Annotated in this window: 15 protein-coding genes; 5 read left to right on the plus strand and 10 right to left on the minus strand. The window is 68.1% G+C overall.

Annotated features, from left to right (window positions below):
* Positions 1-162 precede the first annotated feature (162 nt).
* The 4 genes from trxA to ACPOLB_RS04790 all read left to right on the plus strand — a co-directional run bounded on the left by trxA (position 163) and on the right by ACPOLB_RS04790 (position 4,138).
* A complete protein-coding gene (gene trxA, locus ACPOLB_RS04775) occupies positions 163-492 on the plus strand; it encodes a thioredoxin TrxA (protein ID WP_425260164.1) in 330 nt (109 codons plus the stop codon).
* 203 nt (positions 493-695) lie between these two features.
* Entirely contained in the window at positions 696-1,958 is a 1,263-nt protein-coding gene (gene rho, locus ACPOLB_RS04780; protein WP_425260165.1) for a transcription termination factor Rho, read from the plus strand.
* A 109-nt stretch (positions 1,959-2,067) separates the two neighbouring features.
* Positions 2,068-2,358, plus strand: a complete 291-nt coding sequence (locus ACPOLB_RS04785) for a type B 50S ribosomal protein L31 (RefSeq protein WP_425260166.1) — start codon at positions 2,068-2,070, stop codon at positions 2,356-2,358.
* A gap of 82 nt (positions 2,359-2,440) precedes the next feature.
* On the plus strand, positions 2,441-4,138 hold the full coding sequence (locus tag ACPOLB_RS04790) for a hypothetical protein (protein ID WP_425260167.1): 1,698 nt from the start codon (positions 2,441-2,443) through the stop codon (positions 4,136-4,138).
* On the opposite strand, the gene phoR is transcribed toward ACPOLB_RS04790, so the two are convergent.
* The 7 genes from phoR to pstS form a co-directional block, all read right to left on the minus strand.
* Positions 4,084-5,439 carry a phosphate regulon sensor histidine kinase PhoR gene (gene phoR / locus ACPOLB_RS04795; RefSeq protein WP_425260168.1) on the minus strand — a complete coding sequence of 452 codons (1,356 nt, stop codon included), beginning with the start codon at positions 5,437-5,439 and terminating at the stop codon, positions 4,084-4,086. The two genes, ACPOLB_RS04790 and phoR, sit on opposite strands and share 55 nt — an antisense overlap.
* A gap of 16 nt (positions 5,440-5,455) precedes the next feature.
* A complete protein-coding gene (gene phoB / locus ACPOLB_RS04800) occupies positions 5,456-6,169 on the minus strand; it encodes a phosphate regulon transcriptional regulator PhoB (protein WP_425260169.1) in 714 nt (237 codons plus the stop codon).
* 13 nt (positions 6,170-6,182) lie between these two features.
* A complete protein-coding gene (gene phoU, locus ACPOLB_RS04805) occupies positions 6,183-6,884 on the minus strand; it encodes a phosphate signaling complex protein PhoU (RefSeq protein WP_425260170.1) in 702 nt (233 codons plus the stop codon).
* 20 nt (positions 6,885-6,904) lie between these two features.
* The gene (gene pstB / locus ACPOLB_RS04810) at positions 6,905-7,690 is read right to left on the minus strand and encodes a phosphate ABC transporter ATP-binding protein PstB (protein WP_425260172.1); all 786 of its coding nucleotides are present in this window, start codon (positions 7,688-7,690) and stop codon (positions 6,905-6,907) included.
* Positions 7,691-7,705: 15 nt separating this feature from the next.
* Positions 7,706-8,596, minus strand: coding sequence for a phosphate ABC transporter permease PstA (gene pstA, locus ACPOLB_RS04815; RefSeq protein ID WP_425260173.1), 891 nt, complete (start codon positions 8,594-8,596; stop codon positions 7,706-7,708).
* Positions 8,593-9,615 carry a phosphate ABC transporter permease subunit PstC gene (pstC, locus tag ACPOLB_RS04820; protein WP_425260175.1) on the minus strand — a complete coding sequence of 341 codons (1,023 nt, stop codon included), beginning with the start codon at positions 9,613-9,615 and terminating at the stop codon, positions 8,593-8,595. Before pstC ends, pstA begins: the two co-directional genes overlap by 4 nt.
* A 70-nt stretch (positions 9,616-9,685) precedes the next feature.
* On the minus strand, positions 9,686-10,726 hold the full coding sequence (gene pstS / locus ACPOLB_RS04825; RefSeq protein WP_425260176.1) for a phosphate ABC transporter substrate-binding protein PstS: 1,041 nt from the start codon (positions 10,724-10,726) through the stop codon (positions 9,686-9,688).
* Between the two features lie 186 nt (positions 10,727-10,912).
* Here pstS and ACPOLB_RS04830 point away from each other — a divergent pair, with 186 nt between their 5' ends.
* The gene (locus tag ACPOLB_RS04830) at positions 10,913-11,398 is read left to right on the plus strand and encodes a fasciclin domain-containing protein (protein ID WP_425260177.1); all 486 of its coding nucleotides are present in this window, start codon (positions 10,913-10,915) and stop codon (positions 11,396-11,398) included.
* A 48-nt stretch (positions 11,399-11,446) separates the two neighbouring features.
* Here ACPOLB_RS04830 and glmM read toward each other — a convergent pair whose 3' ends face one another.
* The 3 genes from glmM to ACPOLB_RS04845 form a co-directional block, all read right to left on the minus strand.
* A complete protein-coding gene (gene glmM / locus ACPOLB_RS04835; RefSeq protein ID WP_425260178.1) occupies positions 11,447-12,781 on the minus strand; it encodes a phosphoglucosamine mutase in 1,335 nt (444 codons plus the stop codon).
* A 168-nt stretch (positions 12,782-12,949) separates the two neighbouring features.
* A complete protein-coding gene (gene ftsH, locus ACPOLB_RS04840; protein WP_425260179.1) occupies positions 12,950-14,857 on the minus strand; it encodes an ATP-dependent zinc metalloprotease FtsH in 1,908 nt (635 codons plus the stop codon).
* A gap of 142 nt (positions 14,858-14,999) precedes the next feature.
* Positions 15,000-15,671, minus strand: a complete 672-nt coding sequence (locus tag ACPOLB_RS04845) for an RlmE family RNA methyltransferase (protein WP_425260180.1) — start codon at positions 15,669-15,671, stop codon at positions 15,000-15,002.
* Between the last annotated feature and the right edge of the window lie 19 nt (positions 15,672-15,690).

The raw sequence follows: 15,690 nt of genomic DNA on the forward strand, positions 1-15,690 counted from the left end.
CTGCACCGCCGCGACGACCGGGCAGGAGCCGGGTCGTCGCTATCGCCGCCATAGCGCAGCCGAGCGGTGCCGTGCGGGGCGGCTGACGAGGCTTTGTGCCAAAATTCGGGTCGTTCCGCCGTTGCGGAACATCACCGCCTGCGGGCCCCGGAGAATGTTGACATGAGCAGCGAATTGATCAAGCACGTCACCGACGACTCCTTCGGCAGCGACGTGCTGCAGTCGGACAAGCCGGTGCTGGTCGACTACTGGGCCGAGTGGTGCGGCCCGTGCAAGATGATCGCCCCCATCCTCGACGAGGTGTCGAAGGACTACGACGGCCGTCTGCAGATCGCGAAGATGAACGTCGACGAGAACCGCGACGTGCCGGCGAAGTTCGGCATCCGCGGCATTCCCACGCTGATGCTGTTCAAGGGCGGCGAGCTCGCCGCCACGAAGGTCGGCGCGCTGTCGAAAGCGCAATTGACGGCCTTCCTCGACGGTCATCTATAATCTGCACCGCTGGCGCTCGCATCCCGGGCGCCAGACGGTCCGCCACCACGCCCCGCAGCCGTCGACCAGACAGCCGCGGCGCTGACCCAGGCCACCAGCAACGGTGGCGCGTGGCATCGGCTCCCAACCCAAATTCCCGCCAGCGTCCCTCGGCGCGCCTGCCATCAGGCGCATCGGCGGCGCCGTGACGAGGGTCACGACCCATGCATCTGTCCGAACTGAAAGCCCAGCACGTCTCCGAGCTCATCAAGATGGGCGAGGCGCTGGAGATCGAGAACGTCGCCCGACTGCGCAAGCAGGAGTTGATGTTCGCGATCATGAAGAAGCGCGCCAAGGCCGGTGAACAGGTCTTCGGCGACGGCGTTCTCGAAGTGCTGCCCGACGGCTTCGGCTTCCTGCGCAGCATCGAGGCCAGCTACATGGCGTCGACCGACGACATCTACCTGAGCCCGAGCCAGATCCGGCGCTTCAACCTGCACACCGGCGACCTGGTCGAAGGCGAAGTGCGGGTGCCCAAGGACGGTGAACGCTACTTCGCGCTGGTCAAGGTCGACCGCGTGAACGGCGTCACGCCCGAGGAGAACAAGCACAAGATCATGTTCGAGAACCTGACGCCCTTGTTTCCCAAGGAGCAGTTCAAGCTCGAGCGCGACATCAAGGGCGAGGAGAACATCACCTCGCGCATCATCGACCTCATCGCGCCCATCGGCAAAGGCCAGCGCGCGCTGCTGGTGGCCCAGCCCAAGACCGGCAAGACGGTCATGATGCAGCACCTGGCCCACGCGATCGTGGCCAACCACCCGGAAGTGCACCTGATCGTGCTGCTGGTGGATGAGCGCCCCGAGGAAGTGACCGAGATGCTGCGCACCGTGCGCGGCGAGGTCATCAGCTCCACCTTCGACGAGCCCGCCGCCCGCCACGTGCAGGTGGCCGAGATGGTGATCGAGCGCGCCAAGCGCCTGGTCGAGATGAGGAAGGACGTGGTGATCCTGCTCGACAGCATCACCCGCCTGGCCCGTGCCTACAACAACGTGCTGCCGTCCAGCGGCAAGGTGCTCACCGGCGGCGTCGACGCCAACGCGCTGCAGCGCCCGAAGCGCTTCTTCGGCGCCGCGCGCAAGGTGGAGGAAGGCGGCTCGCTGACGATCATCGGCACCGCGCTGATCGACACCGGCAGCCGCATGGACGAGGTCATCTACGAAGAGTTCAAGGGCACGGGCAACTGCGAGATCCACCTCGACCGCCGCATGGCCGAGAAGCGCGTGTACCCGTCGATCCTCATCAACAAGTCGGGCACGCGCCGCGAGGAACTGCTGCTCAAGCCAGAGATCCTGCAGAAGACCTGGATCCTGCGCAAGCTGCTCTACAACATGGACGAGATCGAGGCGATGGAGTTCATCCTCGACAAGATGAAGTCCAGCAAGAACAACCTCGACTTCTTCGACATGATGCGCCGCGGCGGCTGAGCCCCGCGCGCGTCGGCTATACTTCGCGGTTTTTCCGCCAACCGGAAAGTGCGCTGGCGTCCGTGCAAGACGTCGCCAACGTGGCTCCCGAACCACTGCAGAGGCACCCATGAAAGAAGGCATTCACCCGAACTACCGCGAGGTCGTGTTCCAGGACCTGGGCAACGGCTTCAAGTTCGTCACGCGCTCGTGCGTGCAGACGAAGGAAATGATCAAGCTGGAAGACGGCCGCGAGCTGCCGCTCGTGAAGCTGGAAACCACCAGCGAGACGCACCCGTTCTACACCGGCACGCAGAAGAGCATCGACAACCTGGGCGGTCGCGTCGAGAAGTTCCGCAACAAGTTTGCGCGCGTCGGCCTGAAGAAGTCGTCGACCCCCGCGCCGGAGACGCAAGCCTGATTCCGCAGGCCGCGTTCCACGCACCGAGAAGGCAGCCGAGGCTGCCTTTTTTCATGCGCCGCTCGGGCATCATCCAGACCCCGTGAGTCCCACCCCTGCCCTCGTCACGCACCGCGGCGCCCGCCGCCTGCCGCGGCTGGCGCTGCTGCTGTTCTGCGCCGCGTACGTGCTGCCGGGCGTCTTCGACCGCGATCCCTGGCGCACCGCCGACCTGGTGGCCTTCGGCCAGATGGTCTCCATCGCCGAGGGCCGCAGCCCGTGGCTGTCGCCGATGCTCGGCGGCGTGGCGGCCGACACCGCGCTGCTGCCGCAATGGCTGGGCGCGGCCTGCATCGCGCTGCTGACGCCGCTGGTGCCGGCCGACGTGGCGGCACGGCTGCCGTTCGCGCTGCTGCTGGCGCTGACGCTGGCCCTGGTGTGGAGCACCACCTACTACCTGGCGCGCACCGAGGCCGCCCAGCCGGTGGCCTTCGCCTTCGGCGGCGAGGCCAACCCGGTGGACTACGCGCGCGCGATGGCCGACGGCGCGCTGCTGGCCCTGATCGCCACGCTCGGCCTGCTGCAGCTGGGCCACGAGACCACGCCCGAGCTCGGCCAGCTCTTCGGCGTGGGGCTGCTGATGCTGGCACTGGCGATGGCGCCTTTCCGCCACTGGCAACCGCGCGTGGCCGCCCTGGCGGCCCTGGCGGTGCTGGCCGGCAGCGGCGCGCCCAGCATGGCGGTGGCGGCCGGACTGGCCGGCAGCCTGGTCTGCTGGCGCTCGCGCTACCCCGAGGTGCGGCGGCTCGTGCCCTGGCTGCTGGCGGCCACCTTGCTGGCGGCGCTGATCGCCACCGCGCTCGGTGCGTGGCGCCTGCGCACCGCGGTGCCGGGCAGCGGCGACCTGCTGTCGATCGCGCGGCAGTGGGCCTGGTTCCTGTGGCCGGCCTGGCCGCTGGCACTGTGGACCCTGTGGCAATGGCGGCGCCAGCTGCTGTTCCGCCACCTGTCGGTGCCGCTGGTCACGGTGCTGGTGGCCATGGTGTCGAACATCGCGATGCTCGGGTCCGACCGCGCCCTGATGCTGGCCCTGCCCGGCATGGCCGTGCTGGCGGCCTTCGCGCTGCCCACGCTCAAGCGCAGCACCGCGGCCGCCATCGACTGGTTCTCGATGTTCTTCTTCAGCATCTGCGCAGTGGCCATCTGGGTCATCTATGCCGCGATGCACACCGGCGTGCCGGCCAAGCCCGCCGCCAACGTGGCACGGCTGCTGCCCGGCTACGTGGCCGAGTTCCAGCCCATCGAGCTGCTGCTGGCGCTGCTGGCCACGCTGGCCTGGCTGTGGCTGGTGCGCTGGCGCACCGGCCGCCACCGCGAGGCGGTGTGGAAGAGCATGGTGCTGCCGTCGGGCGGCGTCGCGCTGTGCTGGCTGCTGCTGATGACGCTGTGGCTGCCGGCGCTGGACTACGCGCGCAGTGCCCGCACGCTGGTGCAGCGGGTGGCCGAGCACGTGCCGCGCGACGCCTGCGTCGCGGCGCCATCGGGCAGCCCGGTGCTGGTGGCGGCCCTCGAGGTCTTCGGCGGCTACCGCGTCGAGGCCCGGCCCGACGCCGACACCGGCAGCTGCGAATTCAGCGTGCAGACCACGCGCAGCCGGGTGGCACCACCGGCGCGGCCGGGATGGGCGCTGGTGGCCGCGGTGCAGCGGCCCAGCGACCGCAACGAGCTGACGGCGATCTACCGCCGTCAGGCCATCGCACCCGAGGCGGCCTCGGCGGCGGGCGCGTCGGCGCCGCGCTGACGCACGCGCGCGGCGGGGAAGCGCAGGCGGAAGCGCGATCCCTTGCCCACCTCGCTGTGCACGTCGATCTCGCCACCGTGGCGCTGCGCCACGTGCTTCACGATGGACAGGCCCAGACCGGTGCCGCCGGTGTCGCGCGACCGGCTGCCGTCGACGCGGTAGAAGCGCTCCGTGAGCCGTCCCAGGTGCTCGCGCGCGATGCCGGGCCCGGTGTCGCTGACGTCGATGTCGGCGCCGCCGTCTTCGCGCCATTGCCAGCGCAGCTCGATGCGGCCGCCCTCGGGCGTGTAGCGCACGGCGTTGTTCACCAGGTTGGCCACCGCGCTGAGCAGTTCGGTGTCGCTGCCTGCGATCTCGGCATCGTCGCCGCCGCGCACCGTGATCTGGTGGCGCCCGGCCGACAGCGCGCCGCCATCCACGCTGGCGCGCTGCAGCAGTCCGGCCACCGACACCCAGCGGTCGGCCGCGGGGCGCGGGCTGCCTTCCAGCTGGGCCAGTGTCAGCAGGTCTGCCACGAGCGCCTGCATGCGGTCGGTCTGCTGCGCCATCAGCGTCAGCACGCGGCGGCGTTCCACCTCGGTCAGCGGCAGGTCGCTCATGGTCTCGACGAAGCCTGCCAGCACCGTCAGCGGCGTGCGGATCTCGTGCGAGACGTTGGCGACGAAGTCGCGCCGCATCGCATCGGCACGCTCGCGTTCGGTGACGTCGTTGGAGAGCACCAGCTTCATGCCTTCGCCGTAGGGCCGCACCAGCACCGAGAACATGCGCCGGCCGAGCGCGTCGCCGAACTGGATGGCCTCGTCGAACTCCCCCTTCTGCAGGTAGCTCACGAAGGCCGGCGAGCGCACGAGGTTGGTCAGGCGCTGGCGGCGGTCGCGCACCGGGTCGAGGCCGAAGTGGTCGGCGGCGACGCTGTTGCACCACTCGATCTGGTCGCCGCCGTCGAGCAGCATCACGCCGTTGGGCGAGGCCTCGATCGCCGACAGGAACTGCTGCAGCCGCACGCGCTCGGTGACGATGGCCTGGTCGCGCAGGCGCATGGCCCGTTCGAAGCGATAGCCCAGCTCGCCCCAGAAGCCGGCATCACGCGGCGCCGCGCGGTCCTGCGCACCCCGCAGCCAGCTCAGCAGCTGCTGGCCGCGCCAGGCATCGACGAGCACCACCGCCGCGACGCTGAGCGCACCGCCGAACAGCCCGCCCAGCCGCCCTTCCTCGAACGTACCGCCGATCGCGCGGCCGATCATCACGCCGACCACCGCGGCCAGCATCGCCACCAAGGTGCGTGTCAGCAACCAGGACATGGCCTCGGGCCGCCGGTCATGCCGCGACGCTGCCGATCTGCTGGGTCATGCGGTAGCCCGCGCCGCGCACCGTCTCGATGAGCGTTGCGCACTGCACCGGCGCCAGCGCCTCGCGCAGCCGCTTCACGTGCACGTCGACCGTGCGCTCCTCGATGAAGACGTGGTCGCCCCACACCCTGTCGAGCAGTTGCGCGCGGCTGTGCACGCGCTCGGGGTGCGTCATCAGGAAGTGCAGCAGGCGGAACTCGGTCGGGCCGATCTTCACGTCCTTCATGCCGTCGGGCAGCTGGCGCGTGACGCGGCGCGTCGCCGGGTCCAGCCGCAGGCCGGCCACCTCGACGGCGCTGTCCAGCGCCTCGGGCGCCTTGCGCCGCAGCACGGCCCGCATGCGCGCCAGCAGTTCCTTGGTCGAGAACGGCTTGGTCAGGTAGTCGTCGGCGCCGGCATCCAGGCCGCTGATCTTGTCGGCCTCTTCGTTGCGTGCCGTCAGCATGATGACCGGCAGCTCGCGCGTGCGCGCGTCGCTGCGCCAGCGCTTGGCCAACTGCACGCCGCTGGCGCCGGGCAGCATCCAGTCGAGCAGCACCAGGTCGGGCAGCACACGGTCGACCAGCATCTGCGCCTGGTCGGCGGTGCTGGCGATGGTCACTTCATAGCCGGCATGCCGGAGGTTGATGGAGATGAGCTCGGCGATCGCCATCTCGTCTTCCACCACGAGCACCTTGCTCATTGCAGCTCCCGGTTCAGCGGACGACGTTCTCGACCGCGGCCACCGAGGTGTGCCGCACGTCGGTGCCCTTGACGACGTAGATGATGGCTTCGGCCAGGTTCTTCGCGTGGTCGCCCACGCGTTCGATGGCCTTGGCGACGAACACGAGGTCGATGCTCGACGAGATCGTGCGCGGATCTTCCATCATGTACGTGATCAGCTTGCGCAGCAGGCCGTCGAACTCCTGGTCGATCTGGTCGTCCTGCTTCAGCACTTCCAGCGCCTTGGCGGTGTCGAGCCGCGCGAAGGCGTCGAGCGCCTTGCGCAGCTGCTGGATGGCCAGGTCGGACTCGAAGCCCAGGTCGGCCAGCGGCAGGCGGCTGGAGACGCCGGTGCTGATGAGCCGCTGCACCGTGCGCGCGATGCGCGCGGCCTCGTCGCCGACACGTTCGAGGTTGGCGATGGTGCGGCTCACTGCGATCAGCAGCCGCAGGTCGCGCGCGGTGGGCTGGCGGCGCGCGATGATGGCCGAGAGATCGCGGTCGATCTCGACTTCCATCTGGTTCACGCGCTCTTCCTGGCGCAGCACCTGCGTGGCCGTTTCCTGGCTCAGCTGCAGCAGCGCCTGGATGGCCTGGGCCACCTGCGACTCGACGATGCCGCCCATCTCGAGCACGCGGCTGGAGATGCCCGACAGCTCGGCATCGAACTGGGTGGAGAGATGTTTGTCGACCATGGTGTGTGCTCCTGCGGCGTTCAGCCGAACCGCCCGGTGATGTAGTCCTCGGTGTCCTTCTTCTTCGGCTTCATGAACAGCTCGCTCGTGGCACCGAATTCGACCAGGTCACCCAGGTACATGTAGGCCGTGTAGTCGCTGCAGCGCGCGGCCTGCTGCATGTTGTGGGTGACGATCATCACCGTGTAGTCGGTCTTCAGTTCGTGGATGAGCTCCTCGATCTTGCCGGTGGAGATCGGGTCCAGCGCCGAGCAGGGCTCGTCGAGCAGCAGCACCTCGGGCTTGATCGCGATGCCGCGGGCGATGCACAGGCGCTGCTGCTGCCCGCCGGACAGGCCCGATCCGCTCTGCCCCAGCTTGTCCTTGACCTCGTTCCACAGCGCCGCCTTCTTCAGCGCCCACTCCACGCGCTCGTCCATCTCCACGCGCGGCAGCGTCTCGAACAGGCGCACGCCGAAGGCGATGTTGTCGTAGATCGACATCGGGAACGGCGTCGGCTTCTGGAACACCATGCCGACCTTGGCGCGGATCAGCGAGACGTCGGTCTTGGTCTTCAGGATGTTCTCGCCGTCGATGCTGATCGTGCCCTCGGCGCGCTGCTCCGGGTAGAGCTCGAACATGCGGTTGAAGGTGCGCAGCAGCGTGCTCTTGCCACAGCCCGACGGGCCGATGAACGCGGTGACCTTGCGCTCGGGGATGTCGAGGTTGATGCGCTTGAGCGCGTGGAAGCTGCCGTAGTAGAAGTTCAGGTCACGCACCGAGATCTTCACGCGCTCGGTGGTGGGCAGGTCGACAGGGCGGTCCATCAGGGGCCTCCGGGTTCAGTTCTTGTTGCGGAACAGCACGCGCGCCAGGATGTTCAGCGCCAGCACGCCCAGCGTGATCAGGAAGACACCGGCCCAAGCCAGCTTCTGCCAGTTTTCGTAGGGGCTCATCGCGAACTTGAAGATCGTCACCGGCAGGCTGGCCATCGGCTCGCCCAGGTTGGCGGTGAAGAACTGGTTCGACAGGGCCGTGAACAGCAGCGGCGCCGTCTCGCCGGCGATGCGTGCCAGCGCCAGCAGCACGCCAGTGACCACGCCGGCCATCGAGGCCTTCAGCGTCACCGAGGCGATCACCTTCCACTTGGGCGTGCCCAGCGCGTAGGCCGCCTCGCGCAGCGAGTTCGGGATCAGCGACAGCATCGTCGCCGTGCTGCGCACCACCACCGGGATCACGATCAGCGCCAGCGCCAGCACGCCGGCGAAGGCCGAGAAGCTCTTCATCGGCGCCACCACCGCGGCGTAGATGAACAGGCCGATCACGATGGACGGCGCCGACAGCAGGATGTCGTTGATGAACTGGGTGACGTGGCCCAGCCACGAGCGCTGGCCGTATTCCGACAGGTAGATGCCGGCCAGCACGCCGACGGGCGTGCCGATCAGCGTGGCCAGGCCGACCATGATCAGCGAGCCGACGATGGCGTTCGCCAGGCCACCCACCTCGGCCTGCGGCGGCGGCGTCGACTCGGTGAAGACCTGCAGCGCCAGGCCGCCGAAGCCCAGGCGCACGGTCTCGATCAGGATCCAGATCAGCCAGAACAGGCCGAAGGCCATGGCGCCGAGCGCCAGGGTGAGCGCCACCATGTTCATCACCTTGCGGCGGCGGTGCATGGCCATGCGGCTGGCGTCGAGCGCGCCGAAGCCGGCGCCGCTGTGGGGGGTTGCGCTCATGTCCGGCTCCCTTCGCCGCGACGCAGGCGCATCAGCAGCAGGCGCGAGAAGCTGAGCACCACGAAGGTGATCATGAAGAGGATGAGTCCGAGGTAGATCAACGAGGCCTGGTGCAGCCCTTCGCTGGCTTCGGCGAATTCGTTGGCCAGCGCGGAGGTGATGCTGTTGGCGGCTTCGAACAACGACAGCGAGTCGAGCTGGTTGAAGTTGCCGATCACGAACGTGACCGCCATCGTCTCGCCCAGCGCGCGGCCCAGGCCGAGCATGATGCCGCCGACGACTCCGGTCTTCGTGTACGGCAGCACGACGTTGCGCACCACCTCCCAGGTGGTGGCGCCCAGGCCGTAGGCTGACTCCTTCAGCATCGGCGGCGTGACGTCGAAGACGTCGCGCATGGTCGCCGCGATGAAGGGAATGATCATGATCGCCAGGATGATGCCGGCCGACAGGATGCCGATGCCCACCGGCGGACCGGCGAACAGCGTGCTGAGGTAAGGCACGCCCGAGAACGCCGCCTGCAGCGGCGCCTGCACGTAGGTGGCGAGGATGGGGCCGAACACCAGCAGACCCCACATGCCGTAGACGATGGACGGCACGGCCGCCAGCAGCTCGATGGCCACGCCCAGCGGCCGCTTCAGCCATCCCGGCGACAGCTCGGTGAGGAAGATCGCGATGCCGAAGCTCACCGGCACGGCGATCAGCAGCGCGATGAGCGAGGTCATCACGGTGCCGTAGATCATCACCAGCCCGCCGTACTTGTTCTGCACGGGGTCCCAATCCTTGGACCACAGGAATCCGAGTCCGAATTCCTGGATGGCGGGGGCCGCGCCGATGAACAGCGAGACGATGATGCCCACCAGCAGTGCCAGCGTCAGCCAGGCGGCGCCGTGGGTCACGAAGGAAAAGACGCCGTCTGCCCAGGGCGCATTGCGGCGCCGGGGCGGAGGCTCGCCATGCGGGGCCGCTCGCTCCATGTTGCTCTTCTCGTCGTACGGGGTGGCGGGCAGTGTAGCGGCCATGCTTGCCTCTGAAGGTGCGGGCCGCGCCGATGCAGGATCGGGGCGGCCCGGGGATCGACGTCTCAGGCGGTCACTTGAACGCGATGGCCTTGCCGGCGGCGTCCTTGAGGTTGTCGGCCCACTGCTTGCGCACCAGGTCCTTCACCGAAGCCGGCAGCGGCACGTAGTCCAGCTCGTCGGCCATCTTGTCGCCGTTGACGTAGGCCCAGTCGAAGAACTTCAGCGCGTTGGTGGCGTTCACCGGCTTCTCCTGCGCCTTGTGCATCAGGATGAAGGTGGCACCCGTGATCGGCCAGCTGTCCTTGCCCGGCTGCTCGGTCAGCACCTGGTAGAAGCTCTTGGCCCATTCGGCACCGGCGGCAGCGGCCTTGAACGCCGTGTCGTCGGGCGCGACGTAGGAGCCGGCCTGGTTGCGCAGCATCACGTGCGACATCTTGTTCTGCTTGGCGTAGGCGTACTCGACGTAGCCGATCGAGTTCGGCAGGCGCGAGACGAAGGCCGACACGCCTTCGTTGCCCTTGCCGCCGGCGCCGGTCGGCCAGTTGACGGCCGTGCCTTCGCCGACCTTGGTCTTCCACTCGGCGTTGACCTTCGACAGGTAGTTCGTGAACAGGAAGCTGGTGCCCGAGCCGTCGGCGCGGCGGACCACGGCGATGGCGGCGTCCGGCAGCGGCACGCCGGGGTTCAGCGCCGTCAGCGCGGCGTCGTTCCACTTCGTGATCTTGCCCAGGTAGATGTCACCCAGCACCTGGCCGGTCATCTTGATCTGGCCCGGGGTGATGCCCTTGATGTTGACCACGGGCACGACACCACCGATGACGGTGGGAAACTGGATCAGACCGTCCTTGGCGAGGTCGGCATCGGTCAGCGGCGCGTCGCTGGCGCCAAAGTCGACGGTCTTGCCCTTGATCTGGCGGATGCCGGCGCCGGAGCCGACCGACTGGTAGTTGATGCGGGCGCCGGTGGCCTTGTTGTAGGCATCGGCCCACTTGGCATACACGGGCGCGGGGAACGAGGCGCCGGCGCCGGTCACGTCTTGCGCCAGGGCAAACGTGGAGCCGAGGGCGAGGCTGAAGCCAATGGCGGCGAAGCGGGCGGAGGTGAAGGTCATGGACGAGCCTTTCTGGGATGCTTTCGTGACGCAACGGACTGTACGAAGCGCTTGTGACGTGTCTGTGACACCCACCCCCGGCGCCGACTGCACCGCACAAGCGTCACAGATGGTTCACGGCGCTGTCACAACGGCTGCCTACGCTGGCCGGCGCTGCGCATGCAGTACGACCGGAGAGATCCCCCCATGACAAACAATTTCCTGCGCACCAGCGCGGCGGCACTGGGCTTGGCCTGGCTGACGGGCTGCGCCACCAGTCCGGCGCCCGCCACCATCACCGACACCGCAGCCCGGACGCCGCAACTGTCGACGCTGAACCGCCTGATCAACGACGCAGGCCTGGCCGAGACGCTGCGCGGCAGCGGTCCGTACACCGTGTTCGCGCCGAGCGACGACGCCTTCAAGGCCGTGCCGGCCAAGACGATGCAGGAACTGGCGAGCAACAAGGACCTGCTGAAGAGCGTGCTGACCTACCATGTGCTGCCGGGCAAGGTGCTGGCCGCCAACGTGAAGACGGGCAATGCCAAGACCGTGCAGGGCGCGAACGTGGCGCTGGGCAGCGCCGGCAGCTTCGTGACCGTGGAAGACGCCGTGGTGCAACAGGCCGACGTGGCCGCCACCAACGGGGTGGTGCACGTGATCGATCGCGTGCTGATGCCGCCCAAGCGCTGACAGGCCCCTGCGCATCCGCGCAGGGTGAAGCCGCGACGGCGCGGGGCTTCAGCCGCGCACGGCCGCTTCGGCCAGGCGCTCGGCGCAACGCCGGCCCTGGCCGGCGTCGCGCGCCTCCACCATCACGCGCAGGACGGGCTCGGTGCCCGATGCACGGATCAGCACGCGGCCGCCCTCGCCCAATTCACGCACCACGTTCTGCTGTGCATCATCGAGCGCGGCGTTCTTCTTCCAGTCGCTGCCTTCCGGCAGGCGCACGTTCAGCAGGGTCTGCGGGTACAGCGTCACGCCCTCCAGCAGCGTGGCCAGCGTCTTGCCGCTGCGGCGCACGGCCTGCAGGATCTGCAACGCGCTGACGATGCCGTCGCCGGTGGTGTGGCGGTCCAGCGCCAACAGATGCCCCGAGCTTTCGCCGCCCAGCTGCCAGCCGCGCGCGAGCAGTTCCTCGAGCACGTAGCGATCGCCGACCTTGGCCCGCACCAGGGCCACGCCCACCTGGCGCAACGCCAGTTCGACCGCCATGTTGGTCATCAGCGTTCCGACCACGCCCGGCACGGGCTGGCGTTGCGCCAGGCGCTCGGCGGCCATCACATAGAGCAGCTCGTCGCCGTTGTACAGGCGGCCCTGGGCGTCGACGATCTGCAGCCGGTCGGCGTCGCCGTCGAGCGCGATGCCATAGTCGGCGCGGTGCTCGGCCACCGCCGCCACCAGCGCCGCCGGCGCCGTGGCGCCGACACCGGCGTTGATGTTGATGCCGTCGGGCTGGCAGCCGATCTTCACGATCGAGGCACCCAGTTCGTGGAACACGTCCGGGGCCACGTGGTAGCCGGCTCCGTGCGCCGCGTCGATGACGATCTTCAGACCGCGCAGCGACAGGCTGTGCGGCACCGTGCTCTTGCAGAACTCGATGTAGCGGCCGCTGGCGTCGTCCAGGCGCCGGGCCTTGCCCAGCGACTGGGAGTCCACCCATTGCGGCGACTGCTCGAGCGCGGCTTCGACATCGCGCTCCCAGTCGTCGGGCAGCTTTTCGCCGCCGGCAGAGAAGAACTTGACGCCGTTGTCGGCGAACGGGTTGTGCGACGCGCTGATCACGACGCCCAGGTCCAGCCGCAGCGCCCGCGTGAGGTAGGCCACGCCCGGCGTGGGCAGCGGGCCCGCCAGCAGCACGTCGACGCCGGCCGAGACGAAACCGGCCTCGAGCGCCGACTCGATCATGTAGCCCGAGATGCGGGTGTCCTTGCCGATGACGACGGTCGGCCGCGGTCCGCTGCGACGCAGCACGCGGCCCACGGCATGGCCCAGGCGCAGCATGAAGTCGGGCGTGATCGCGCCCTTGCCGACGGTGCCCCGGATGCCGTCGGTGCCGAAATAGGTTCTGCTCATGGTCTCGGATTGTCCTGCGAGCGGGCACCGTCCCAGGCCGGCGGGCCCCCTGAGTGTGCGCAAATGTGTGCTTGTGCCGGCTTCAGCCTAGGGGCAAGCGGTCGGAACAGCAAAGGAAAACGGGGCCCGCAGGCCCCGTCTGGTCGGGTGGATCGCCGGGCTGCGTCGTCAGGCTGCAGCCGGTGCGCCGTCGGTGCTGACCGGCGGGGGCGAACCGCCCGGCGGCTTGGACGACGACGGGGTCCAGTCCTTCGGCGGACGCGGCGGCTTGCCGCCCATGATGTCGTCGATCTGCTCGGCGTCGATGGTCTCCCACTCGAGCAGCGCGCCGGCCATCGCGTGCATCTTGTCCTTGTTGTCCTCGATCAGCTTGCGGGCGATAGTGTACTGCTCGTCGATGATGCGGCGGATCACGCTGTCGACCTTGCGCATCGTCTCTTCGGACATGCTGGTGGTCTTCGTGACGCTGCGGCCGAGGAACACTTCGCCCTCGTTCTCGGCGTAGACCATCGGGCCGAGCTCGTCGGTCATGCCGTAGCGGGTGACCATGTCGCGTGCGATGGCCGTGGCGCGCTCGAAGTCGTTGCTGGCGCCGGTGGTCATCTGGTTCATGAACACCTCTTCGGCGATGCGACCACCGAACAGCACGCTGATGGTCGAGAGCATGCGCTCCTTGTCCATGCTGTAGCGGTCGCCCTCGGGCAGCTGCATCGTGACGCCCAGCGCACGGCCGCGCGGGATGACCGTGACCTTGTGCACCGGGTCGGTCTTGGGCATCAGGCGCGCCACCAGCGCGTGGCCGGCCTCGTGGTACGCGGTGTTCTTGCGCTCTTCCTCGGGCATCACCATGGACTTCCGCTCGGGGCCCATCATGATTTTGTCTTTGGCCTTCTCGAAGTCGACCATCTCGACCACGCGCCCGTTGCGGCGCGCGGCGAACAAGGCGGCCTCGTTGACCAGGTTGGCCAGGTCGGCACCGCTGAAGCCCGGCGTGCCGCGCGCCAGGATGTCGGCACGGATGTCCTGCCCCACCGGCACCTTGCGCATGTGCACGTTGAGGATCTGCTCGCGGCCACGCACGTCGGGCAGCGTCACGTAGACCTGGCGGTCGAAGCGGCCCGGGCGCAGCAGCGCGGGGTCGAGGATGTCGGGCCGGTTGGTGGCCGCCATCACGATGACGCCGAGATTGGTCTCGAAGCCGTCCATCTCGACCAGCATCTGGTTGAGCGTCTGCTCGCGTTCGTCGTTGCCGCCGCCGAGGCCGGCACCGCGGTGGCGACCCACCGCGTCGATCTCGTCGATGAAGATGATGCAAGGCGCGCTCTTCTTCGCCTGCTCGAACATGTCGCGCACGCGGGCCGCGCCGACACCGACGAACATCTCGACGAAGTCGGAGCCGCTGATGCTGAAGAACGGCACCTTGGCTTCACCCGCGATGGCCTTCGCCAGCAGCGTCTTGCCGGTGCCGGGGGGGCCGACCAGCAGCACGCCGCGCGGAATGCGGCCGCCGAGCTTCTGGAACTTCTGCGGGTCCTTCAGGAAGTCGACGAGTTCCTTCACCTCTTCCTTGGCTTCGTCGCAACCGGCGACATCGGCGAAGGTGGTCGTGTTGTTGGCCTCGTCGAGCATGCGCGCCTTGCTCTTGCCGAAACTGAACGCGCCGCCCTTGCCGCCGCCCTGCATCTGGCGCATGAAGTAGATCCAGACGCCGATGAGCAGCAGCATCGGCCCCCAGCTGACGAGGATGCTCATCAGGATGGAAGGCTCCTCGCGCGGCTTGACGTCGAACTTGACGTTGTTGGCGATGAGGTCACCGACCAGGCCGCGATCCAGGTAGGTCGCCGTGCTGCGCAGGCGCTTGTCGTCGGTGGTGATGGCGAGGATCTCGGTGCCGCCGCCCGGGCTTTCCTGCAGCGTGACCGACTTGATGCGCTTGCTGCGCACCTCTTCCAGGAAATCGGAGTAACCGACCTGGCCGCCCGCCGTTGCCCCGCGGTCGAACTGCTTGAACACGGTGAACAGCACGAGGGCGATCACCAACCAAACAGCGACTTTGGAGAACCATTGATTGTTCACCGCGGCTCCTTCTTCCAGATACTTCAGCGGGTCTGGCGCAGCATGCGCCGATTTCCACGGTAGTTGGGGTTGATTCTAGTCCAGTCAAGCCCCCGGACCCGGGTGGCCGAACCTGCCATGACCGGGGTGATTGCCGGCGTGTTCACACTTTCGCGACAGTTCCACTTCGTTTCGGACCGATCCCCACCAGAAAGGTTTCAGCCGACTTGTCGCGGGATGCTTTCGGCTTGATGGGCTTGACGATACGGAAACTGTCCTTGAACAGTTTCACCAGCTGGCTATAGCCGCTGCCGTGGAAGGCCTTGCAGACCAGCGCGCCTTCGGGACGCAGATGGGTCAGCGCGAAATCCACCGCCAGTTCGACCAGATGCCCCACCCGGGCCGAGTCCGACGCCGGAATGCCCGACAGGTTGGGCGCCATGTCCGACACCACCAGGTCCACCGGCCGCCCGGCCAGTGCCGCCTTCAGCTGCTCGACCACCGCGTCTTCGCGGAAGTCGCCCTGGATGAAGGTCACGCCCTCGATGGGCTCGAAGTCCAGGATGTCCAGCGCGATGATGGTGCCGTTCAGCGCACCGGCGGCGGCACCTTCGGGGGCGAAGCGGCGCCGCAGGTACTGGCTCCAGGCGCCGGGCGTCGCCCCGAGGTCGACGACCACCTGCCCCGGCTTCACCAGGCCCAGGCCTTCGTCGATTTCCTTGAGCTTGTAGGCCGCGCGCGCCCTGTAGCCGTCGCGCTGCGCCTGCTTCACGTAGGGGTCGTTGATGTGGTCGTGCAACCAGTTGCGGTTGACGCGTTTGTTCTTCGGTTTCATCGGCAGTCGATAATACGGG

This window comes from Rubrivivax soli, assembly GCF_049810355.1.
Classification (GTDB): Bacteria; Pseudomonadota; Gammaproteobacteria; order Burkholderiales; family Burkholderiaceae_C; genus Rubrivivax.